Here is a 20,466-nt window from a genome sequence, read left to right on the forward strand (position 1 = left end):
TTCCTTAAAAGTGGATCAAGCCAGTGCCGCTTGGGCCTTGGCGATTTCCTGATTACGCAAAATAAAGCGCTGCAGCTTGCCGCTCGGGGTCTTGGGCAAGTCACTGACGAATTCGATTTCCCGTGGGTAGGCATGGGCGGCCAGGCGTTGGCGCACATACAGGCGCAGCTCCTCGGCCAGTTGTGGGGTGGCGCGGTATTGCGCGTTGAGCACCACGAACGCTTTCACCAGTTCGGTGCGCTCCGGGCAGGGTTTACCGACGACTGCTGCCTCAATGACAGCCGGGTGCTCCACCAGCGCGCTTTCCACGTCGAACGGCCCCACGCGGTAACCGGAGGTGGTGATCACATCATCACTGCGCCCGACAAAACTGATGCTGGCGTCCGGGTTCAGCTCGACGGTGTCGCCACTGAGGTAGTACTTGCCCACAAAGGCTTTGGTCTTGACCCCGTCATAACCGGCAAACCAGCACATCGGCGATTGTTCACGGTCGATGGCGAGGATTCCCGGCTGCCCGGCGGGCAACTCCTGATAATCGTCATCCAGCACCACGATGCGATGCCCCGGTGAGGCAAAGCCGGCCGAGCCAACATGCACCGGGTGCGCCAGGCCATGGTGGTTGCACAACACCATGCCGAGTTCGGTCTGGCCGTAGTGGTCGTGAATGGTGACCCCCAGGTTATCGGCGAACCAACGGATCACCTCCGGGTTCAACGGCTCGCCGGCGCTGCTGACGATGCGCAGCTTGCCCTTGATCGAACGGGCGAACTGCTCACCACCGGCAATCAGCAGGCGATACGCGGTGGGAGAGCCGGTCAGGTTGGTAATCCCGTATTTATTAATCACCCGGCAGGTACTGTCGAGGGTGAACGGGCCATCGTAGAAGGTGATCGGATGGCCCATGGACAACGGCCCGGTCACGCCGAAATAGATGCCGTAGGCCCAGCCTGGGTCGGCGACGTTCCAGAACGCATCTTCGGGGCGCAGGTCCACCGCGTCACGGGTGTAGCTCTGAAACGCAACAATCGCCTTGAGCGGCACCGACAGCGCTTTCGACGGCCCGGTGGTGCCCGAGGTGAACATCAGCAGGAACGGATCATCGCCGCCCAGCAACACCGGCTCGCACACTGGGGAATAGTGGGGCAATTGGGCCCAGAAACTGTAATCTCCCCGCACAATGCCTTCACCCTTGGCCCCGGCGACCGTCACAATGGTTGGGCACCCCTGCACCTCGGCCAGCTTGGGGCGGTTGACCGCATCGGTGACCACCAGTGCCGATGCAGAGCTGCTCAGGCGATGCTCAATCGCTTTGGGGCCAAACGCGGTAAACAACGGCTGATAGACCGCGCCGATGCGCCACGTTGCCAATACCACCACCAGCAATTCAGCCGTGCGCGGCAGCAGGCCCGCGACCTTGTCACCGCGCTTGACGCCCTGGGCCTGCAGGAAATTGGCGAAGCGCGCCGCCTGCTCCTGCAACTGGGTAAAGGTGTACGTGGCGCTCTGCCCGTCCTTGCCCTCCCAGAACAGGGCGATGCGCCCCGGCAGCGCGTGCCGGTCGCAGCATTCCACGCAGGCATTGAGCGCCTGAAGATTGCCGGCCAGCGCGGCGTCGACGGTGTGCTGGTAATCGAATTCGGTCGTAGCGGCCAGGTAGTCACGCATTGCTTCAAACCCTTCTGTGTTTTTATTTTGATGACGGTTTTGAGGACAACAATCGTTGAAATAGTCGCTCTGGAGCGACGACGCAGCAATGGTCAAAGCCTTCAACTTCGCTGACTGGTTTGGCCAATCATTGATTGCGCTGATCAGCCGGTCAGTCCAAGTGATTGGACGCCCACGGCGCTTGCTTCTAACCTGATGGCCTGCGCCACCACAGAAGCCTTCCATGATCGTTCGCCCCAAACCCAACCTGCTGGGCATCCTGTTTTCCCTCAAGGGCTCGATTGCCAAGCGCATTGCCCTGCGCAGCCTGCTGGTCACGTTACTGGCCTCAGTGATCGTGTTGGTGGAAACCCTGCACCCGGCGTATTTCTCCAAGGTCAACGCCACGCCCTTCACGTTGCTTGGGCTGTCGCTGTCGATCTTCATGAGTTTTCGCAATAACGCCTGCTATGACCGCTGGTGGGAAGGCCGCAAGCAGCTTGGGCAAATGGTCATCGAGGTGCGCTCGCTGATTCGCGAAACCCAGGTGCTGGTCGATGCGCTTGAGCGCGCCGCCCTGTTGCGCGGTGTGTGCGGCTTTGCCCATGGTTTGATCGCCCGCCTGCGTCATGAAGATGAAGCCCGGGCCATCAAACCGTGGATCAGCATCGAGCAGGCGCACCCCAACCTCCCCGACCGCGTATTGCAGCAACTGGGCGGGCAATTTTCGCGGCTGGCAGAACGCGGCACGATCAGCGAGTGGCGCTACACCCAGCTGGAAACCCGGCTGGTCAGCCTGAGCCAGGTGCAAGCGTCGTGTGAGCGCATCAAAAGCACGCCGCTGCCCTTCCCCTATACGCTGCTGCTGCACCGCACTATTTACCTGTTCTGCATTCTGTTGCCGTTTGCCATGGCCGAGCCATTGGGCTGGCTGACGCCGCTGTTCACCGCCATCGTGAGCTACACCTTCTTTGGCCTGGATGAAATCGGCGACGACCTGGAGGACCCGTTCGGTTTCGATGAAAACGACTTGCCGTGCAATGCGATCGTACGCACCCTTGAGCGCGAGATTCTTGCCGCCCTCGGCGAAACAGCGCTGCCAGCTGCGCTGGAGCCGGTTGAATACGTGCTGAACTGACACGGGTTTGACACTCGCCGTGGTCTGACCGAAGCTGATGGCTTTGCGATAGCCGCCCCTGCTTTTGGACGCCTGCATGTCAAAGTCACGCCGTTACTCCATCATCGGCCTGTGCGCCCTGTTATTAATTGTGTTGGTCACCTGGTTTTTCTCCCGCTCCAGCCCAGTGGCCGTGCCGCCGGCGATTGCGCATGGCTACTCCAAAGCCTTGAAGCAGGCACGTAATGGCGAGCCGGGGGCCGCGCGAGTGCTGTATCAACAGCTCGGCCGGCCGGACCTGTCCCCCGAGCGGCGCGCGGCATTGCATGCCGAACTGCCCAATTACCCCAGCCCACAGGCGCTGAAACTGGCCGATAAAGACCTGGCCGATGAGTCTCCACTGGTCCGCGAGGCGGCCATCCACAGCATTGTCGGCCTGGTACCCAGCGGCCAACGCACGCTGTTACTCGGCCCGGTGCTGGATGACCCTGAACAAGACGTGCGCTTTGCCGCCGCGAATGCCTTGCTCGGCCTGTCGCCGGATACCCTGGGGCTGTATTTCGGGCCCTTGCAGCAAGTGCTGGATGAGTTTGTGAAAAAGCTCAAGGGCCAGCCCGAAACGGCTGAAGGCTGGATTCAACTGGCGCGCCTGTACATCCACAGCGCCTTGCTGCCGGAGGCGCAAAACGCACTGGAGCAGGCCATGCGCATGCAGCCGGACAATCTGCAGGCGGTGGTCGCACAAATCGAGCTTTTGGACAAACAAGGCAAAACCGATGAGTCGCGCCAGTTGCTGGCGCGCCAATTGGCGGCCCATCCCGAGTCGGCATACTTGCAACACGCCCTGGGCATGTGGCTCTTGCACCACGGCGAACGGCCCTACGCCCTGCTCGGTTTGTCCAAAGCGGTAGAGCTTGAGCCGGACAATCAGGATTACCGTTACGACCTCGCCACCACCCTGCACGCCCAGGAGGAATTGGAAGCGGCTCAGCGTCAGCTGGAAGAAATCATCCAGCGCCACCCGGCCAATCGCAAGGCGCGGGTGCTGCTGGTCAATTACTGGAAAGAGAGCGGCCAGTTGCAGAACGTCCAGGTGTTACTCGCCCAACTTGAGCAACAAAACCCGGATGATCCCGCCCTGCAGCAAGGCCTGTAGCCGCACCGAAAAGTTATAAAAGTTAGCCAGGCTTGTACAAATTGCGCAAAACGTTGAACCGCTACGGGCCACTACGGTCAAGTGAATATGGCGCGCCCAAGGCGGTGCGCTCCTCTACTTGTTGTACGTGACCCGAGGGCACTTCTTGTCTACATCCAAAGCGCTGTTCAGTGAAAAGGCGGCCACCGGCATCGAAGGTCTTGATGACATTCTTTCCGGCGGGCTATCGCGCAGCCACCTGTTCCTGCTGGAAGGCGAACCTGGCACAGGTAAAACCACCGTAGCGCTGCATTTTCTGCAGGCCGGCGCTAAAAACGGTGAACGCTCCTTGTACATCACCCTGTCCGAAACCGAGCGGGAGTTGCGCCAAGGCGCCGAGTCCCATGGGTGGGACCTGGATGACAATATTTGCATCTTCGAACTGACCCCGCCGGAGAGCCTGCTCGATGCTCAGCATCAGCAAAGCCTGCTGTATTCCTCCGACCTGGAGCTGGGCGAAGCCACTCGGCAGATTTTTGAAGAGGTGGAACGCGTCAAGCCGACCCGGGTGGTGATCGACAGCCTCTCGGAAATCCGCTTGCTCGCACAAAGCTCGCTGCGCTATCGCCGGCAAATCCTGGCAATCAAGCACTATTTTGTGCGCTACAACGCCACCGTGCTGCTGCTGGACGACCTGACCACCGAGTCCCTCGACAAAACCGTGCACAGCGTGGCCCACGGCGTGATTCGCCTGGAAGAATTGACCCCCACCTACGGCGCCGAGCGGCGTCGGGTGCGGATTGTGAAATACCGTGGCCAGAAATACCGCGGCGGGTTTCATGACTTCACCATCATGGGCGACGGCATCCACGTATTCCCCCGCCTGGTTGCGGCCGAGCACCGGGGCGGTTACGTACGCCAGACGTTGAGCAGTGGCATCCGCGAAATGGATGCCTTGATCGGCGGCGGTGTCGAGACCGGCTCCAGCACCCTGATCCTCGGCCCTGCCGGTACCGGCAAATCCTTGATATCGATGATCTTTGCCGCTGCCGCTGTGGCCCGTGGCGAGAAAGCCGCGCTGTTTATTTTCGACGAAGAACTGGGCCTGTTGTTCGAACGCATGAACAACATGGGTATCGACCTCGCGGCCCTGCAAGCCACCGGCAACCTGCTGATCGAACAGGTGGACGCCGCCGAGCTTACGCCTGGCGAGTTTTCCCACCGCGTGCGGCGCTGCGTCGACGAACGCGGGATCAAAACCGTGGTGATCGACAGTATCAACGGCTACCAGGCTGCAATGCCGGAAGAAAACTCACTGATCCTGCATATGCACGAACTGCTGCTGTACCTCAACCGCCGGGGCGCCGCGACCTTTATGACCGTCGCCCAGCACGGCCTGGTCGGCGATATGCAGGCGCCCGTGGACATCACCTATCTGGCCGACACCGTGATTCTGCTGCGCTACTTCGAGGCGCTCGGCAAGGTTCGCCGGGCCATTTCGATTATCAAGAAGCGCACCGGCGCCCACGAGTCGACCATTCGCGAGTATCGAATCAGCGGGCGTGGCCTGACGATCGGCGAGCCCCTCGACAACTTTCAAGGCGTACTGCGCGGCATCCCGACCTACATGGGCGCCGGTTCCCCGCTGCTCAAGGAAGACGGCGTGTGACCGGTCTTTCCCCCGTCTCCGAACGCGCAATCATCCTGGCGCCATTGGGCCGTGACAGCGCCCTGGCGCTGGCGATGCTCAACGAAGCCGGCTACAGCGGCGTGATTGCCGGCAACCTCACGGCGCTGTGCGAGGCCCTGGAGCAAGGCGCCGGCATGCTGTTGATTGCCGCTGAAGCCTTGCGCGGCGTGGATTTGCAACCGCTGCTGGAATACCTGCATGAACAACCGGCCTGGTCAGACCTGCCCATCGTACTGATGACTCACCACGGTGGCAGCGAACAGAATGGTTCATCCCATCTGAGCGGGCTGCTGGGCAATGTGACCTTTCTGGAGCGGCCCTTCCACCCGGTGACCCTGATCAGCCTGGTGAGCGCGGCCCTGCGCGGTCGGCGCCGGCAATATGACGCGCGTGACCGCCTGATCGACTTGAGCGAGAGCGAACTGCGTCTGCAACGCACGCTGGAGACCCTTGAGCAGCAGGTTGAAGAACGCACGGCGCAGTTGCGCAGCAATGAAGAAGCGCTGCGCCAGTCGCAAAAAATGGAAGCCGTAGGCCAACTGACCGGCGGCATCGCCCATGACTTCAACAACATGCTCACCGGGATTATCGGCAGCCTGGAGCTGCTGCGCAGGCGCGTTTCGCGCGGGAAACTGGATGATCTGGACAGCCTGATCGACCTCGGCGTGACCTCCGCCAACCGCGCCGCCGGCCTGACCCATCGGCTGCTGGCGTTCTCCCGTCGCCAATCCCTCGACCCCAAGCCCGTGGAGATCAACCAGTTGGTCACCTCCATGGGCGAACTGCTGCAACGCAGCATCGACGAAAGCATTAGCCTCGACATGCGCTTGGCCGACACGCTCTGGACTGCGGAGGCCGACCCTAATCAGCTGGAAAGTGCCCTGCTCAACCTGGTCATCAACGCGCGCGATGCCATGCCCAATGGCGGTCGGCTGACCGTGGAGACTACTAACCGCCACCTCGACAGTGTGTTCACCGCCGCCTACGGCACGTTGCTGCCGGGCGATTATGTGGAGCTGAGCGTGAGTGACAACGGTTGCGGCATCCCTGAAAGCGTGATTGGTCGCGTCTTCGACCCCTTCTTTACCACCAAGCCAATTGGCCAGGGAACGGGCCTGGGCCTGTCAATGATCTATGGCTTTGCCCGACAATCCCATGGCCATGTGATCATCCACAGCGAAGTCAACAAGGGCACGACCGTCAGCCTGTTTCTTCCGCGCTTTATCGGTGAAACCGTGGCGGCCGCCGCAGTTAACCCGGCGCTGTTGCCATTTGCCAATCCAGGCGAGACGGTGCTGATCGTCGAAGACGACCCGGCTGTGCGCGTGCTGGTCAGCGCGGTTCTCAAAGAGTTGGGGTACGGTTTTGTGGAAGCGGGCGATGCCAGCGCGGCGGTACCGATCATTGAGTCTGACCAGCGCATTGACCTGTTGATCAGTGATGTCGGCCTGCCCGGCATGAATGGGCGGCAACTGGCGGAAATCGGGCGGCAACTGCGCCCGGAGTTGAAAGTGCTGTTTATCACCGGCTATGCCGAGCATGCAGCCGTGCGAGGTGGCTTCCTCGACCCGGGAATGCAACTGATCACCAAACCCTTCACCTTTGACCTATTGACGGCCAAAGTGCGCGAGATGATCAAGCAATAGGGCTGCAGGGCAGCCCTGGTGCGTTTCAGGCCAGCAAACGCTGGATATGCTCTTGCAGCGTATCCAGGTCAAAGGGCTTGGCCAGGATCGGCGCATTGAGCGTGATCGGGCTGTTGCAGTCGAGAATTTCCTGCGGGTAGCCGCTGATAAAAATAACTTTCAGCTCCGGGCGCAGCATGATTGCCGGCTCGGCGATCTGCACACCGGAAATGCCACCGGGCAAACGGTAGTCCGTCACCATCAGGTCCAGGTGCGGCTTGGTCGCAAGGATTTCAAAGGCCTGCTCCCCATCGATCGCCTTCAATACCCGGTAGCCCAGGCCGGCCAGGTACTCACCCAGCACGAACATAATGGATTCGTCGTCTTCGACGATCAGTACGACATCTTGTGCATCTTCACTCATGGGAAGCCTTTGTCCGGTCAGTTGCTGCAAGTACGACCATGGGGTCACGCAGAGGTTGCGTCGAGGTGACGATTGATTTCATACCGGCGCCTCAAGCGGCAGGCACACCCGAAACAGGGCGCCCTCGCCTATACGGCTTTCGACCTCGATGGCCCCGCCATGGGCGGTTACGATCTGCTCGGAAATAAACAAGCCCAAGCCCAGGCCTGCCGCTACATGGCTGGCCGAAACACGCTCGAACTGCTGAAAAATACGCTTCTGGTTGTCTTCGCTGATACCGATGCCACGGTCACGCACTTCGACGCGCGCCTCTCCATGTTCGGTATACACCCGCACATCCACAGGGCTCTTGGCCCCGTAGCGCAACGCATTGGTGAGCAGGTTGGTCACCACCTGCTCGATACGAAACTCATCCCAATGACCCACGACGCCCTCTTCGGCCTCCAGGTGCATGGAAGAGTCCGCAGCAGCCACCTGCGGTGCGAAGTTTTGCACCAGGTTACGCACCAGGTGGGTCAGGTCGACGCGCGCGGGGCGAATCGACAGCTTGCCGGTGCGGATGCGCGACACATCGAGCATGTCTTCGATCAGGCGAATCAGGCTCTGAATCTGGCGCTCATCGCGGTCGACCATCGCGTGCATCTTGTCCAGCGTAAACGCGGCGGCGTTGTCGCGGGCCAGGTGCATCTTGCGCAGCTGGGTTTCCAGGATCAGCCCATTAAGCGGCGTACGCACTTCGTGGGCGACGATCGACATGAAGTCGTCACGCATGCGCACCGCCTGTTCCAGCTCGGCCTGGGTGGCCTGCAGGCGCGTCAGCAACAGCTCCTGCTCACGACGGCTGCGCTCCAGGGCTTCGACCTGCAGTTTCATCGCCTTGCTTTGGCGATACAGGTCCACAAACACGTTGACCTTGCTCTTGACCGCGTGGATATCCAGCGGTTTGTGCAAGAAATCGACGGCGCCGCTTTCATAGCCTTTGAAGGCATAGTTGAGTTCACGGCCGGCGGCGCTGACGAACACAATCGGGATATTTTTGGTTTTTTCAGTGCCGCGCATCAGTTCGGCCAGCTCGAAACCGTTCATGCCGGGCATCTGCACATCGAGAATCGCCATGGCGAACTCGTGCTCCAGCAACAGTGACAAGGCCTCGTCGGCGCTCAATGCCTTGAAGACCTGGCGATCCTCGCGCTTGATCAGCGCTTCGAGGGCGAGCAGGTTTTCCGGCAGATCGTCGACGATCAGCAGTTTGGCCTGGACAGTACTTAACATGGGGAAGGTTCCAGGGAAGCCAGCAATGAGCCAATCTGGCTCAACGTGAGAATATGATCAGGTGTATGCAAGGCCAGGGCCGCCAGGGGCATCACGGCGATGCGTGCTTCGGTGGGTTCTTGTACAACGGTGGTGCCACCCGATTGTTTGACGTGGGCAAGGCCTCGCGCGCCGTCGTGATTGGCGCCCGTCAACAGAACCGCCAGCAAACCGCTGCCATAGGCATCGGCAGCGGACGCAAACAAGTAATCGATGGCAGGTCGGGAATGGTGCACGCGGTCTTCCTGGCTCAGGGACAGGCTGCGGTCGTTTTCCACCGACAGGTGATAACCGGGCCCGGCGAAATACAAGGTACCCGCCGCTATCACTTCCTTATCGCGTGCCTCTTGCACTGGGATGCGCAGGCGCCGCGCAAAGACTTCGGCCAACTGACTACGGCGCTCATCCGGCAGGTGCAATACGGCAATGATTGGCACGCTGAAGCTACCCGGCAACGCGCCAAAAATATTCAGCAACGCCTCGACGCCGCCGGCGGACGCGCCGACGACGATGGCTTCAATCCCGCTGATTGGGTGGGTTGCGGCGTCGCTCATGATTTTCGGTAGATCCGTTCCTGCTTGACCAAGGGTTCGAACTGCTTGCTGTAAGCGGAAAAATCCAGGGTTTCTTTACTGCCCAGCACCAGAAAACCGCGGTGGCAGAGCGACTCATGAAACAACCCGAACGCCCGATCCTGTAATTTTTTATTGAAATAAATCAGTACGTTACGACATGAAATTAACTGAGTTTCTGAGAACACACTGTCGGTTGCCAGGCTGTGATCGGCAAAGGTGACGTTCTCGCGCAGTGATTTGTCGAAGATCGCGTAATCGTAGGCCGCCGTATAGTAATCGGCAAATGAACGCTGCCCGCCAGCCTGCTGATAGTTAGCGGTGTAGGCCCGCACATTCTCCAGGGAGAAAATGCCTTGCTTGGCTTTTTCCAGCGAGGCCGGGTTGATATCCGTGGCATAGATGATCGTGCGTTCCAGCAAGCCTTCTTCGCGCAGCAGGATGGCCATGGAGTACACCTCCTCCCCCGTGCTGCAACCGGCGATCCAGATCTTGATCGACGGGTAGGTCTTGAGCAATGGCACGACTTCCTGGCGGATCGCCAGGAAGTGCGACGGGTCGCGAAACATCTCGCTCACCGGGATAGTGAGAAATTGCAGCAACTGCATGAACGCGGCGGGATCGTGCAGCACACGCTCCTGCAACGCGGAAATGGTCGCGCAGTCAAACTGGCGCAAGGCATGGGCCACGCGGCGCTTGACGGACGCACCCGAATAGTCGCGAAAGTCATAGCTGTACTTGAGGTAAATCGCCTCGATCAGCAGGCGCAGCTCAATATCGCTGCTTTTGTCCAAAAAACTTCGCTCCACTTAAATGCGTTCCATCTTCGGTAGCCATACACGTATCAGCGAGAACAGACGGTCGAGGTCAATCGGCTTGGCCAGGTAGTCGTTCGAGCCCGCCGCGAGGCAGCGTTCCTGGTCGTCTTTCATGGCCTTGGCCGTCACCGCAATGATCGGCAGCTTCTTCCAGCGCGGGTCCTGGCGGATCAAGGCGGTCGCCTCGTAACCATCCATTTCCGGCATCATCACGTCCATCAACACCAGGTCCACATCGTCAACTTCATTGAGCCTGTCGATCGCCTCACGGCCGTTACGCCCGATCACCACCACGGCGCCCTTGTGCTCCAGGGCACTGGTCAGGGCGAAGATGTTGCGCACATCGTCGTCCACCAGCAGGATCTTGCGGCCTTCGAAGACCTTGTCGCGGCTGCGCGCGGTCTTGAGCATCTTCTGGCGGTCATGGGACAGCTGGGATTCGACTTTGTGCAGAAAGAGTGTCACCTCGTCCAGCAAGCGTTCAGGTGAGCGCGCGCCTTTGATGATGATCGAGCGCGAGTACTTGCGCAGCTCAGCCTCTTCGTCACGGGTCAGGTTACGCCCGGTGTAGACGATCACCGGCGGGAACGAACAGATGTCCTCGGTCGCCATGCGCTTGAGCAGCTCATTACCCAGCATGTCCGGCAGTTTGAGGTCGATGATCATGCAGTCATAGATGTTGGTGCGCAGCAGATCCAGGGCGGCCTGGGCGAAGCCTACGTCGGTGATTTCAATGTCATCGTCGCCGATCAAGCGGGCAATGCTGTCGCGTTGCAGGTCATCGTCTTCCACCAGCAGGACGCGTTTGACCTTTTGGGTCAATTTGGCTTCCAGACGCGCAAACACGTCCTTGAGCTCTTCGCGGGTGGTCGGCTTGACCGCATACCCGATGGCGCCCATGTGCATCGCAGCCTCGACGCGATCTTCCACGGAGATCACATGCACCGGAATGTGGCGGGTATTGGCGTGTTCCTTGAGGCGTTGCAGCACGGTCAACCCGGAATGGTCGGGCAGGCGCATGTCCAACAGGATGGCGTCGGGAATGAACTCCTCGGCCAGGCTGTAGCCTTCGTCCGCGCCATGGGCGACCAGGCAGTTGTAGCCCAGCTCATGCGCGAGGTCGAACAGGATGCGCGCAAAATTGGGCTCGTCTTCCACCACCAGAATACAACGGGTGGTAAACGGTGCCTTGTCGCGATCATCGGCAAAACGCGGGATCTGTTGTGCGTCGGCAATCGGCAGCGCAGACACCACAATCGGCTTCGGAGCAGGCGCTGCGACGACTTGGCGTGGCTGTTCAATCGGCGCGTCGTGCTCCGTGCGCTCCACATAGTGCTCCGGCAACACCAGGGTAAACACGCTGCCCTTGCCCGGCTCGCTGGTGACGCTGATGTAGCCGCCGAGCAACGTCGCCAGGTCGCGGGAGATCGACAGCCCGAGGCCGGTCCCGCCGTAGCGGCGGTTGGTCGTGCCATCCGCCTGACGGAACGCTTCGAAGATGCTTTCCTGCTGGTCGGGCGCAATGCCGATCCCTGAGTCGCGCACGGTAAAGGCAATGCCCCCCTCTGCGGCACGGGACACCGAGAGGCTGACCGCACCTTGCTCAGTGAACTTGACCGCATTCGACAGCAGGTTCTTCAGGATCTGTTCCAGACGCTGGCGGTCGGTAAACAGCATGGTCGGTGAATCTGCCTGCACTTCAACCTGGAAGCCCAACTTGCGGTCGGCGGTCAGCGGCTCGAACATCACACGCAAACCATCCACCAGGCGCGCGACGCTGGAGTTTTCCGGGCGCACCTCAAGCTTGCCGGCTTCCACCTTGGAGATATCGAGGATGTCGTTGATCAGGTTGAGCAGGTCATTACCGGCCGAATAGATTGATTCGGCGAACTTGACCTGTTCGGCGCTGAGGTTTTCCTGAGGGTTTTCCGCCAGCAGCTTGGCCAGGATCAGCGAGCTGTTCAGCGGTGTGCGCAACTCATGGGACATGTTGGCGAGGAACTCGGATTTGTACTTGCTGGAGCGCTGCAATTCGTCGGCGCGGTCTTCCAGTTCGATCTGGGCGCGGTTCAGCTCGACGTTTTTGCGGTCCATGGCATCGCGCTGCTCGGCGAGGGTTTGCGTCTGCGCGGCCAACTGCTCGTTGGTCTGCTCAAGCTCGGCCTGCTGGGTTTCCAGGTGAGCCTGGGACTCCTTGAGGATGCGCGACTGCTCTTCCAGCTCCTCGTTGGCGGTCTTGAGCTCTTCCTGCTGGACTTGCAGCTCTTCGTTGAGTTGCTGGGTTTCGGCCAGCACTTCCTGCAGGCGCTGGCGATAACGCGCAGCTTCAATGGACGTGCCAATATTGCCGGCAATCAGCTCCAGCAACTCGACATCACGCTCTTGCAGCGGGCGCAGGAAGCCCAGTTCAATGACCCCGTTGACACGGTCATCGTCGCTGGTCGGCATCACCATCACGCTGCGGGTTGCCCCCTCGCCCAGGCCCGAACTGACCTTGAAGTAGTCCACCGGCACATCGTCCAGGCGAATCAGGCGATTGAGCTGGGCGGCCTGCCCGACAATGCCCTCATCGCTGTAGATCGACTGTTCACGCTGCTCCTGTTCACGTGAGAAGCCATACGTGGCCACACGCTTGAGGCCGCCGTGTTCTTCACGCACATACAGCGCAGCCACCGCCGAGCCCATGTATTGGGCACAGAAATGCAGAATGTTGCGCCCCAACACATTGAGGCTGAGTTGCCCCAGCACCTGTTCGGCCAGTTCGGTTTGACCGTTGCGTAGCCAGGCCTGCTGTTCCAGGCGTCGGGCAATCTTCTGTTGTGACGCGAGGTTTGCGCTGTAACTATCTGATAGAGATACTAAATTCTTTCTTCCGCTGTACGCCAGGAAACCACTCAAGCCGAGCACGAAGATCAAATACAGGGTGACACTGACGACCGTCGTGCGGGTGACGTCTGCGTTGCGGGCGACACGGAACTGCTGCTCCATGTCCACCGCGTTTGCATATTCCTGGCGAATGGCGTCGGTCAGGCTCTTGCCTCGGCCAGACTTGACTGCGCCGCGGTAATCCCCGCTCTGGCGCTGCAGGTCAACCATTGATTGAGCGTACTTGTTCCATTCGACCTGCATCGACTCCAGGCGTTTGAGGCGATCCACTTGTTGCGGATTGTCTGCCACCAGTTCCTGCAGGTTACGTAAGTCGCCAATGATGCGCGGCTTTGCCACTTCATACGGGTCGAGGAAATGCTCGTCACCGGTAATCAGGAAGCCACGCAAGCCGGTTTCCAGGTCAACCGTCAGCTTGGACGACTCATTAAGGTTGTTAATGACCCGATCGGTGTGCTCAACCCACTGGATCACCGACAACAGATAGGTAATCAAGACGACAAAAAAAGCCGCGCTGAGCACGCCCACGCCCAGGGGCAAGGCCACGTTTCGGCTCAGGAGTTTACGGAAGCTCTTTTCATCGACAGACGGAGCGGGAGTCATGGGCATGCCTTGGCCAAGTGCGGAAAAAGGGGGAGTTTGCCCGAATACCATCGCCCAGGGCTACGTTTGTGCGCTGATTTGAAGCAAAAGCCTACTCATAGCAGGTGAATTTCAAGGTGATTTGGTGCGGTTGATTCAACTGATTAACACACCTCAAAACATGTTCCTACAACAAAGGAGGAACGCACGTTCATGGTTCTCGCACTCAGGACTGCGCCTCAGGAACACGGAAGATCTTTTGGAAGGCGTCTTTTCATGGCCCGCCAAGGTAATTCAAATGAACATCACCCACCTAGCACCCCAACCTGACATTACCGCCCACCGCCAAACTGTCACTGAGCCTGACATCACCCCGCAAGACGCCTCAGGCACGTCAACAGCGACACGTTCGGATAACAGCATCGCTCAGGCGCCCACCACGAGTTCCTTGCAGCGCCTGCTGGCTGACCAGGAAAACCTGAGGAGCCTCGCCCTCAGACTCCGGGGTATTCTTCCCTGGGTTAACGACGGCTTCTCAACGGCTGCCTGGTTGAACAAAAACACCCTCCCGCTGAATCCGAACTCATCCCAGGCCTTAGCGCATACAACGCCGCCAACCTTCACGAGCCTCATTACTGAGCTCGGTTATGACCTGCCGCGCACTGCGGATGAGTTCACTGCGTTGGCGCAAAAAATCGAGCAAAAAGCCTTATTGCATCCGTTGGGAGATTTAGGTGGCGCGCTGTCCTGGCCAGTCCCCCTATCGAGAGCAGACGAACTCAAGCTCGACCGCTTCCTCTCTTCCGACAATACCGGAGTGCCAGGCCTGCCGTTGCCGCGCGATGGCAAGGCGACTCTGGGTTACCTGTTGAGCGCCAGCGCGTTGACGCCAAGCGATCTGCAGGATCCGGTCAAGGCGTTACAAACATTGCTCGACACGCCCAGCGCTCAGGCGCTCGGGCACGCGATACAGGCGCACTTGGGAGGGGTGTCTTCGGACACCAGTATTTACGACTATCTATTAACCGCGATTAACGTTGGCCTTGACCCGAAATCCGCAACGATCTCGCGGGATCGTAACAATGTGGCTGATTATGACCTGGCGCACCCTGACAATATTGGACGGTTGCCGTCCTCGATTGTTGAAAGTCTGAGCCAGAAGCTTGTCTCAGACGGCAAAGCCACACAGGCAACGGCTAAACTTGCGAGCCACCTGCTGCTGGCCAGCCGGTACCCACACTTTCTCATCAAAGATATCCCTGCCAGTGTGACCTACGGCAGCACCGTCTGGACGCAACTGAGCCTTGCAGCCGCCAAGATCGAAGCGCAAACACCTGGCCGGGTGCAAACCATGACCTACGCCGAGGTATTGGTCGCAGCGGAGTCCATGCCGGCGAACAACCACGCGGTTCAGTTTGCCCAGCGCGAAGCCCTGCGAGATTGGGGCGGCAGCCAGGGCGTGCTGACGGCGCCTGACAGCGAACCTTCGGAGGCCGACATCGAAAGGGTCAGGCTCGCCTATAACGATCAGTTGACGGCGCTGCCGAACATTTCTTCGTCGATGCAGACCGCTTGGCCCAGTCGCGAGAAGATGGCGCTCAGCCTACTTGAAGCTGCGTTTCCGGGGGTTGATCCACACGTTTTTAAAGCCAGGGTTTTAAAAAGATTCTACGAAGGTGGCGGCCGCGCTCCCGGGGTTTATCCAGAGTTGCGCTCCATGCTCGATATCGTGATGGAGGGCGTAAAGCTGAAGAAAAATTATCGCTGGATCATCACCAGTAACATCGGTGTGCCGATCAACGACTTCAACAACTTAGTCCGGTCCGATAAAGCGAGCGTTGCCGACCTGTTCGACACAGCGTACGCAGAGACGAAAAGTGCCCAAGCCGATGGGCACCGCGGGATGGTCAAATACCTGATTTCCAAATTGCCACTGGCGGACCGCAGGAACCTTGAATCCGGCAAACTCGAGTTCTTCCACACCAATGACTACAAGATAGCGATGGATTTCACGTCGCCGCTCGCCTTGTCAAAACGTGGGAATACACTGCATGTAAAAACCACGCTCGCCGGTGAAGTCAATATTTACCGGATTGACACCAGCAAGGGAACTATCGAAAAAGACAACCACCTGACCCGTACATTCACCGAGCCTTACAGCGGTGAAAAACTCGATAGACGACATGCAAACACAGTATCCCGAACGACACTTCTGGCCCCCCCGTACCCTGGCAACCACGCCGACGAAAACCCCCAACCTCCTGCGATCCCCAACAGCTATGGCTCCGAACGCACCGCTTTTATTGCCGATGCTTTCCTCAAGGCTCTCGCTCTGGATAACGACGATCTACTGAACCACGCCAGGGGCGTGTCGTCGTTCGACGCAGACCGGTTGTTCAACGCGGCGATTGGTGAGTTTTTTCTCAACCTGATTCCGCTTCGGTCTGCCATCGTCAACTTCAAAAACAACAAGATTTCCGACGGGTTATTTGATCTGTTCTTCGATGTGATTGGGCTGGTCACACTGGGCTCAGGTAAAGCCGCACACGCCGCAAAAGCGCTGGGTACAGGCCTGAACGCAACCAGCAAGGTCGTGAAAACGGTCAAGTTCATTGGCACGGCCACCCTTGAGGCGCTCAATCCGCTCAGTGGTCTGGGCGACTTGGCGGTTGGCGGCGGTAAGCTACTGGGCAACAGCGTCAATTATCTATCGGCCAAAGGACGCGATGTCATCATCAAGCTCAAAGGCCTCACAGGTACATTCGATGGACTGAAAGCGGCCAGCAAAACCCACGGCGTCGCCGCGACAGGTTCCTATAAGGTTGCGGGGCAGACCATCGAAGGCGGTGCGGTATTTCATGAGGGCAAATGGTATGCCTATGACCCGATCAGCGACCGCCAATACGGTCCTGCGCTCAAGGACTTCATACCCAAAGTCGCCGCCCATGACGGGGAAGTCCGAGCGTTCACCGATAGCTGGCTGGGGAAAATGATCGGCGCCGTAGTCGCCCCTCCTGCGGTCAATGCAAATTTCCTTAAAGACTTTGTGTCCGCGTTATCCAGAGCCAAAGCAGAGGACAATGCCGCGTATATAAGGGGTCAGAACACGGGGAAACCAGACGCGATCTTTGGCTACTCCCCAGCGCTGAAAATTGATGATTTGAAGCGTCTTGCAGTCGCTGAACGGCGTACGCCGACGGAGCTCGGCAGCCTGGTCAAGCGCATAGATGAACTGCAAGCGCTGCCCGACCGATTCAAAACGGCCCGTGAAACGGCGCAACTCGTTGACGCTGATGCCTATAAGAGAGGGTATGAGGCCGGTAGCCCAGAAGGTATCAGTGGGTTCGCAGGCACGTTGACCCTGAACCAGTGCGCAGAACTGGCTATCGTGCGCGGCCGTACCCCCGAAGAGCTCGGCCGCTTGGTCAAATATATGGAAAACCGAAGAATTGCCGTCGGCCTGGAGAATTTCAGGGTATTCAACGCGGAGATAACCGCTGCGGGTGGCAAAGCAGTTCCCGTTCCGCAAGGCTTTTACCTCAGCCAGGTCTCCCTGCTGTCGGACGGCGAGTGCGCAGCGATCTCTAACGTGATGGCATCCGCCGCTGCGCACCTGAGCCCCGGCAAACAAGACGTCTTTATGAAAAACATGTATGCCGCGATGGTGCCTGCGCTGAGCCCCGGCGACATCGCTGAATTGAGAAAAATTGACCCGAACAAAGCCACCATCGAACAGCGTCGGGCAGCAGACGTCAGCAAGTTCCGCGTGCAGTTGAACCAAATGCAAGAGGTGATGGGCACCCGTTTTCATCACGGAATGCAGGCTAGACAAGTCCCCCACACTGAAATCATTGCGGAACTCGCCAAAGCGGGTAAGGCCTCGACGTCAAAAACGCTATTGATCAATGGCCCAGGGCACGGCATTACGGCCGGTTACAACGCCAAAAAGCGCGAATGGTTTTATTTCGACCCTAACTTCGGGAAAGCCACATTCACCAGCGAAGCGGCGATGAGTGCTGGGCTGGAAAGCACCTTGAATCGTGGTCTTAGTTCACAATTAATGCCGCACTTTCCAGGCACCACTCGCGACACCCCCCAGTATAAGATTTCGGTATTCGACGAAGCGAACCTGAACGCTACGCTCAGTGGTTCAGGCGTCGACGTGTCATTCCTCTACCAAGAGAATTTATTTAAAACCACCCTGTAACCCTGACTGAAGACCCAGCGCTGCCGCTGTGGCGGTGGTTTTTTCTGACGGCCATCACCTTGCGTCAATGGTGCTTCTGGAACATGCCATTGACGCCCCGCCCCTGTTGATGACAGCCGCTCGCAGGCAACGCGACATTTCCCCCCATTCCCTTCACAATGCCACAGCCTACGGAACTTGCCGAGATTGACGCGACTCATTAGAGAATGGTCTTTCAACCGCTAAAGACCTGCCCTTCCATTTTTCGGGAATTTTCACTATGTCCGCTACCTCCTCCACCATCCTTGTAGTCGAAGACGACGCCATCGTGCGCATGCTGATCGTCGATGTACTTGAAGAATTGGAGTTCACAGTGGTTGAAGCTGCAGACGCTGAGGAGGCCTTGAAAATCGTCGAAAATGCTGGCCTGGTAATTGACCTGATGATGACTGACGTGGGCCTTCCGGATATGGACGGCAAACAACTGGCGACCAAAGTGCGTGAACTGCGCCCCAGCCTGCCGATTCTGTTTGCCAGCGGCTATGCCGAAAACATTGATGTATCGCCCGGTATGCAGGTGATTGGCAAGCCGTTCTCGATCGATCAACTGCGTGACAAGGTCAAATCGATGTTGCCCGCTGCCTGAGCCGACCTCGTTCGACGCCGCCCAGCAGTGGCGGCGTTTCGCCCTCTTCGCAACACCCTGCCCGCCCCCCATAAGCCCATCCATGCATACGGCTTTCCAGCAAGGCGGGATATTACTGCCAGCTTAAAACGACGTGCGCGACCCGACATCAGAATGACTGCGATCTACTTCAGTTGAGCGTGTTTGAAGGGATTAACGTGACGTGCGGCCATTAAAAATGGAAACTCGGCGTTTTACTCTACACCGCCCTTTAAAAAGCACTCTGGAAGGACGCAACAACATGATTGGAAAACCGACGCGCCTGCTGTTGGCGAGCCTCTCGATTCTGATGAGTACCGGCGCTTGGGCCGATTTTACCGCAACCCCTGCCGAAGCCCGGGCCATCGCCAAAGAAGCCTATCTCTATGGCTACCCGGTGGTGGCGATGTACAAGAGGCTCTACACCCAGGCCGTTGATAAAGGCGGGGCCAAATTCAAGGCGCCGTTCAATCATATCGCGAGTACCGCCCAGATCTTCACGCCCAAGGACACGGCGTTCGCCACCCCGAACGCGGACACACCCTACTCGTTCGTATGGATGGACCTGCGCAAGGAACCTCTGGTACTGACCCTGCCAAAGATCGAAGACAACCGTTACTACTCGGTGCAGTTGATCGACCTTTATACGCAGAACATGGCTTACCTGGGCACCCGCAGCACCGGCAACAATGGCGGCCACTACATGATCGCCGGCCCGGACTGGAAGGGGCAGCAGCCGGTTGACATCGACCGAGTGATCTACAGCGAAAGTAACATCGCCTACGCTTTGTATCGCACGCAATTGTTCGACGACAAGGACCTGAACAAGGTCAAGCAGATTCAAAACGGCTACAAAGTGCAGGCGCTGAGCAGCTATGTAAAACAGCCCGCACCGGCGCCGGTGCCGAAGATTGAATGGCCCAAGCCTACTGCGACCATGACCGAAGGCCCGCAGCTGTTTCGCTACCTGAACTTCATGCTGGCGTATGCCGCGCCCCAGGACAGCGAAAAAGACCTGTTGGCCCGCTTTGCCAAGATCGGTATCGCGCCTGGCGCGCCGTTCAAGGCCAAGGCATTGACCGCCGAACAGCGCAAGGCGCTGGAAGATGGCATCGCCGATGGCCGGGCTGAGTTTGCGGCATTCAAAAAGGACAAGATCGACACCCATCAAGTGTCCAGCAGTGACCTGTACGGCAGCCGCGATCGCCTGAAAAATAACTACCTGTACCGCTATGCCGGGGCCGATCTGGGGATTTTCGGCAACTCCCCCGACGAGGCCATCAACCTGACCTACTCGGTTGACAGCGAAGGCAAGCCGGCCAACGGTGCGCGCCACAGCTACACCGTGCACTTCAACAAGGACCAATTGCCGCCCGCCGATGCATTCTGGTCGTTGACCATGTACGACGCGAAGACCAAGTTGCTGGCGCACAACCTCAAGAAACGCTACCTGATCAATTCGCGGATGCTGTCCGACCTCAAGCTGGACGCCGACGGCGGGCTGACCCTGGCATTGCAGCACCACGAGCCGCCCAAAGCCGAACAGAGCAACTGGTTGCCGGCCCCGCCCGGCCCGTTTTATGCCGTGCTGCGGATTTACCTGCCCAAGCCTGAAGCGGCGCAATGGACGTTGCCACCGCTGACACCGCTCAAGTAACACCCGGTGCCCGGCCGAAACCACGCTTTGGCCGGGTACGCCCCTCCTCCATGAAATGACTGCAGCCCTGACCTCACTGACGCAGGGCTTGCGAGCCTGCCTGATTCGCCGCCCTGCCCGGCTATAACAAAGCTGGCGCCGGCAATGCGTGCAAC

The 20,466-nt window shown here is 58.9% G+C and carries 13 protein-coding genes; 7 read left to right on the forward strand and 6 right to left on the reverse strand.

Features of this window, described 5'->3' with window-relative positions; genetic code table 11:
* Positions 1-15: 15 nt before the first annotated feature.
* Positions 16-1,665, reverse strand: a complete 1,650-nt coding sequence (locus JFT85_RS02100; protein WP_201229054.1) for an AMP-binding protein — start codon at positions 1,663-1,665, stop codon at positions 16-18.
* Between the two features lie 223 nt (positions 1,666-1,888).
* On the opposite strand from JFT85_RS02100, the gene JFT85_RS02105 reads away from it, so the two are divergent.
* The 4 genes from JFT85_RS02105 to JFT85_RS02120 all read left to right on the forward strand — a co-directional run bounded on the left by JFT85_RS02105 (position 1,889) and on the right by JFT85_RS02120 (position 7,232).
* Complete coding sequence (locus tag JFT85_RS02105) at positions 1,889-2,782, forward strand: bestrophin family protein (protein ID WP_187601975.1); 894 nt, start codon at positions 1,889-1,891, stop codon at positions 2,780-2,782.
* Between the two features lie 76 nt (positions 2,783-2,858).
* Positions 2,859-3,917, forward strand: coding sequence for a tetratricopeptide repeat protein (locus JFT85_RS02110; protein ID WP_069552162.1), 1,059 nt, complete (start codon positions 2,859-2,861; stop codon positions 3,915-3,917).
* 145 nt (positions 3,918-4,062) lie between these two features.
* Positions 4,063-5,565 carry an ATPase domain-containing protein gene (locus tag JFT85_RS02115; protein WP_053256507.1) on the forward strand — a complete coding sequence of 501 codons (1,503 nt, stop codon included), beginning with the start codon at positions 4,063-4,065 and terminating at the stop codon, positions 5,563-5,565.
* Positions 5,562-7,232, forward strand: a complete 1,671-nt coding sequence (locus JFT85_RS02120; protein ID WP_053255990.1) for an ATP-binding protein — start codon at positions 5,562-5,564, stop codon at positions 7,230-7,232. The genes JFT85_RS02115 and JFT85_RS02120 overlap by 4 nt, the downstream gene beginning before the upstream one ends.
* Before the next feature lie 25 nt (positions 7,233-7,257).
* On the opposite strand, the gene JFT85_RS02125 is transcribed toward JFT85_RS02120, so the two are convergent.
* The 5 genes from JFT85_RS02125 to JFT85_RS02145 all read right to left on the reverse strand — a co-directional run bounded on the left by JFT85_RS02125 (position 7,258) and on the right by JFT85_RS02145 (position 13,825).
* Positions 7,258-7,635 (reverse strand): response regulator, encoded by a 378-nt coding sequence (locus tag JFT85_RS02125; protein WP_201229057.1) that lies wholly within the window; start codon positions 7,633-7,635, stop codon positions 7,258-7,260.
* A 78-nt stretch (positions 7,636-7,713) separates the two neighbouring features.
* Positions 7,714-8,907, reverse strand: a complete 1,194-nt coding sequence (locus JFT85_RS02130) for a hybrid sensor histidine kinase/response regulator (protein WP_069551860.1) — start codon at positions 8,905-8,907, stop codon at positions 7,714-7,716.
* A complete protein-coding gene (locus JFT85_RS02135) occupies positions 8,901-9,500 on the reverse strand; it encodes a chemotaxis protein CheB (protein ID WP_053255988.1) in 600 nt (199 codons plus the stop codon). The genes JFT85_RS02130 and JFT85_RS02135 overlap by 7 nt, the downstream gene beginning before the upstream one ends.
* Positions 9,497-10,327 carry a CheR family methyltransferase gene (locus JFT85_RS02140; RefSeq protein ID WP_169875446.1) on the reverse strand — a complete coding sequence of 277 codons (831 nt, stop codon included), beginning with the start codon at positions 10,325-10,327 and terminating at the stop codon, positions 9,497-9,499. Before JFT85_RS02140 ends, JFT85_RS02135 begins: the two co-directional genes overlap by 4 nt.
* Positions 10,328-13,825: a response regulator gene (locus JFT85_RS02145; protein ID WP_069551861.1), complete on the reverse strand. Its 3,498-nt coding sequence runs from the start codon at positions 13,823-13,825 to the stop codon at positions 10,328-10,330.
* A 277-nt stretch (positions 13,826-14,102) separates the two neighbouring features.
* Here JFT85_RS02145 and JFT85_RS02150 point away from each other — a divergent pair, with 277 nt between their 5' ends.
* From JFT85_RS02150 to JFT85_RS02160, 3 genes are all read left to right on the forward strand, one after another.
* On the forward strand, positions 14,103-18,011 hold the full coding sequence (locus JFT85_RS02150) for a hypothetical protein (RefSeq protein ID WP_201229060.1): 3,909 nt from the start codon (positions 14,103-14,105) through the stop codon (positions 18,009-18,011).
* 259 nt (positions 18,012-18,270) lie between these two features.
* Positions 18,271-18,636 carry a response regulator gene (locus JFT85_RS02155; RefSeq protein ID WP_069551863.1) on the forward strand — a complete coding sequence of 122 codons (366 nt, stop codon included), beginning with the start codon at positions 18,271-18,273 and terminating at the stop codon, positions 18,634-18,636.
* A gap of 280 nt (positions 18,637-18,916) precedes the next feature.
* Entirely contained in the window at positions 18,917-20,311 is a 1,395-nt protein-coding gene (locus JFT85_RS02160; protein ID WP_053255984.1) for a DUF1254 domain-containing protein, read from the forward strand.
* Positions 20,312-20,466: the final 155 nt, after the last annotated feature.

This window comes from Pseudomonas sp. TH04, from assembly GCF_016651355.1.
Taxonomy (GTDB): Bacteria; Pseudomonadota; Gammaproteobacteria; order Pseudomonadales; family Pseudomonadaceae; genus Aquipseudomonas; species Aquipseudomonas fluorescens.

What these genes read in the sequence shown, in the direction of transcription:
- JFT85_RS02100 (WP_201229054.1), bottom strand. Translation starts at nt 1,665, where the DNA reads ATGCGTGACTACCTGGCCGCTACGACCGAATTCGATTACCAGCACACC.
- JFT85_RS02105 (WP_187601975.1), top strand. Translation starts at nt 1,889, where the DNA reads ATGATCGTTCGCCCCAAACCCAACCTGCTGGGCATCCTGTTTTCCCTC.
- JFT85_RS02110 (WP_069552162.1), top strand. Translation starts at nt 2,859, where the DNA reads ATGTCAAAGTCACGCCGTTACTCCATCATCGGCCTGTGCGCCCTGTTA.
- JFT85_RS02125 (WP_201229057.1), bottom strand. Translation starts at nt 7,635, where the DNA reads ATGAGTGAAGATGCACAAGATGTCGTACTGATCGTCGAAGACGACGAA.
- JFT85_RS02130 (WP_069551860.1), bottom strand. Translation starts at nt 8,907, where the DNA reads ATGTTAAGTACTGTCCAGGCCAAACTGCTGATCGTCGACGATCTGCCG.
- JFT85_RS02135 (WP_053255988.1), bottom strand. Translation starts at nt 9,500, where the DNA reads ATGAGCGACGCCGCAACCCACCCAATCAGCGGGATTGAAGCCATCGTC.
- JFT85_RS02145 (WP_069551861.1), bottom strand. Translation starts at nt 13,825, where the DNA reads ATGACTCCCGCTCCGTCTGTCGATGAAAAGAGCTTCCGTAAACTCCTG.
- JFT85_RS02150 (WP_201229060.1), top strand. Translation starts at nt 14,103, where the DNA reads ATGAACATCACCCACCTAGCACCCCAACCTGACATTACCGCCCACCGC.
- JFT85_RS02155 (WP_069551863.1), top strand. Translation starts at nt 18,271, where the DNA reads ATGTCCGCTACCTCCTCCACCATCCTTGTAGTCGAAGACGACGCCATC.
- JFT85_RS02160 (WP_053255984.1), top strand. Translation starts at nt 18,917, where the DNA reads ATGATTGGAAAACCGACGCGCCTGCTGTTGGCGAGCCTCTCGATTCTG.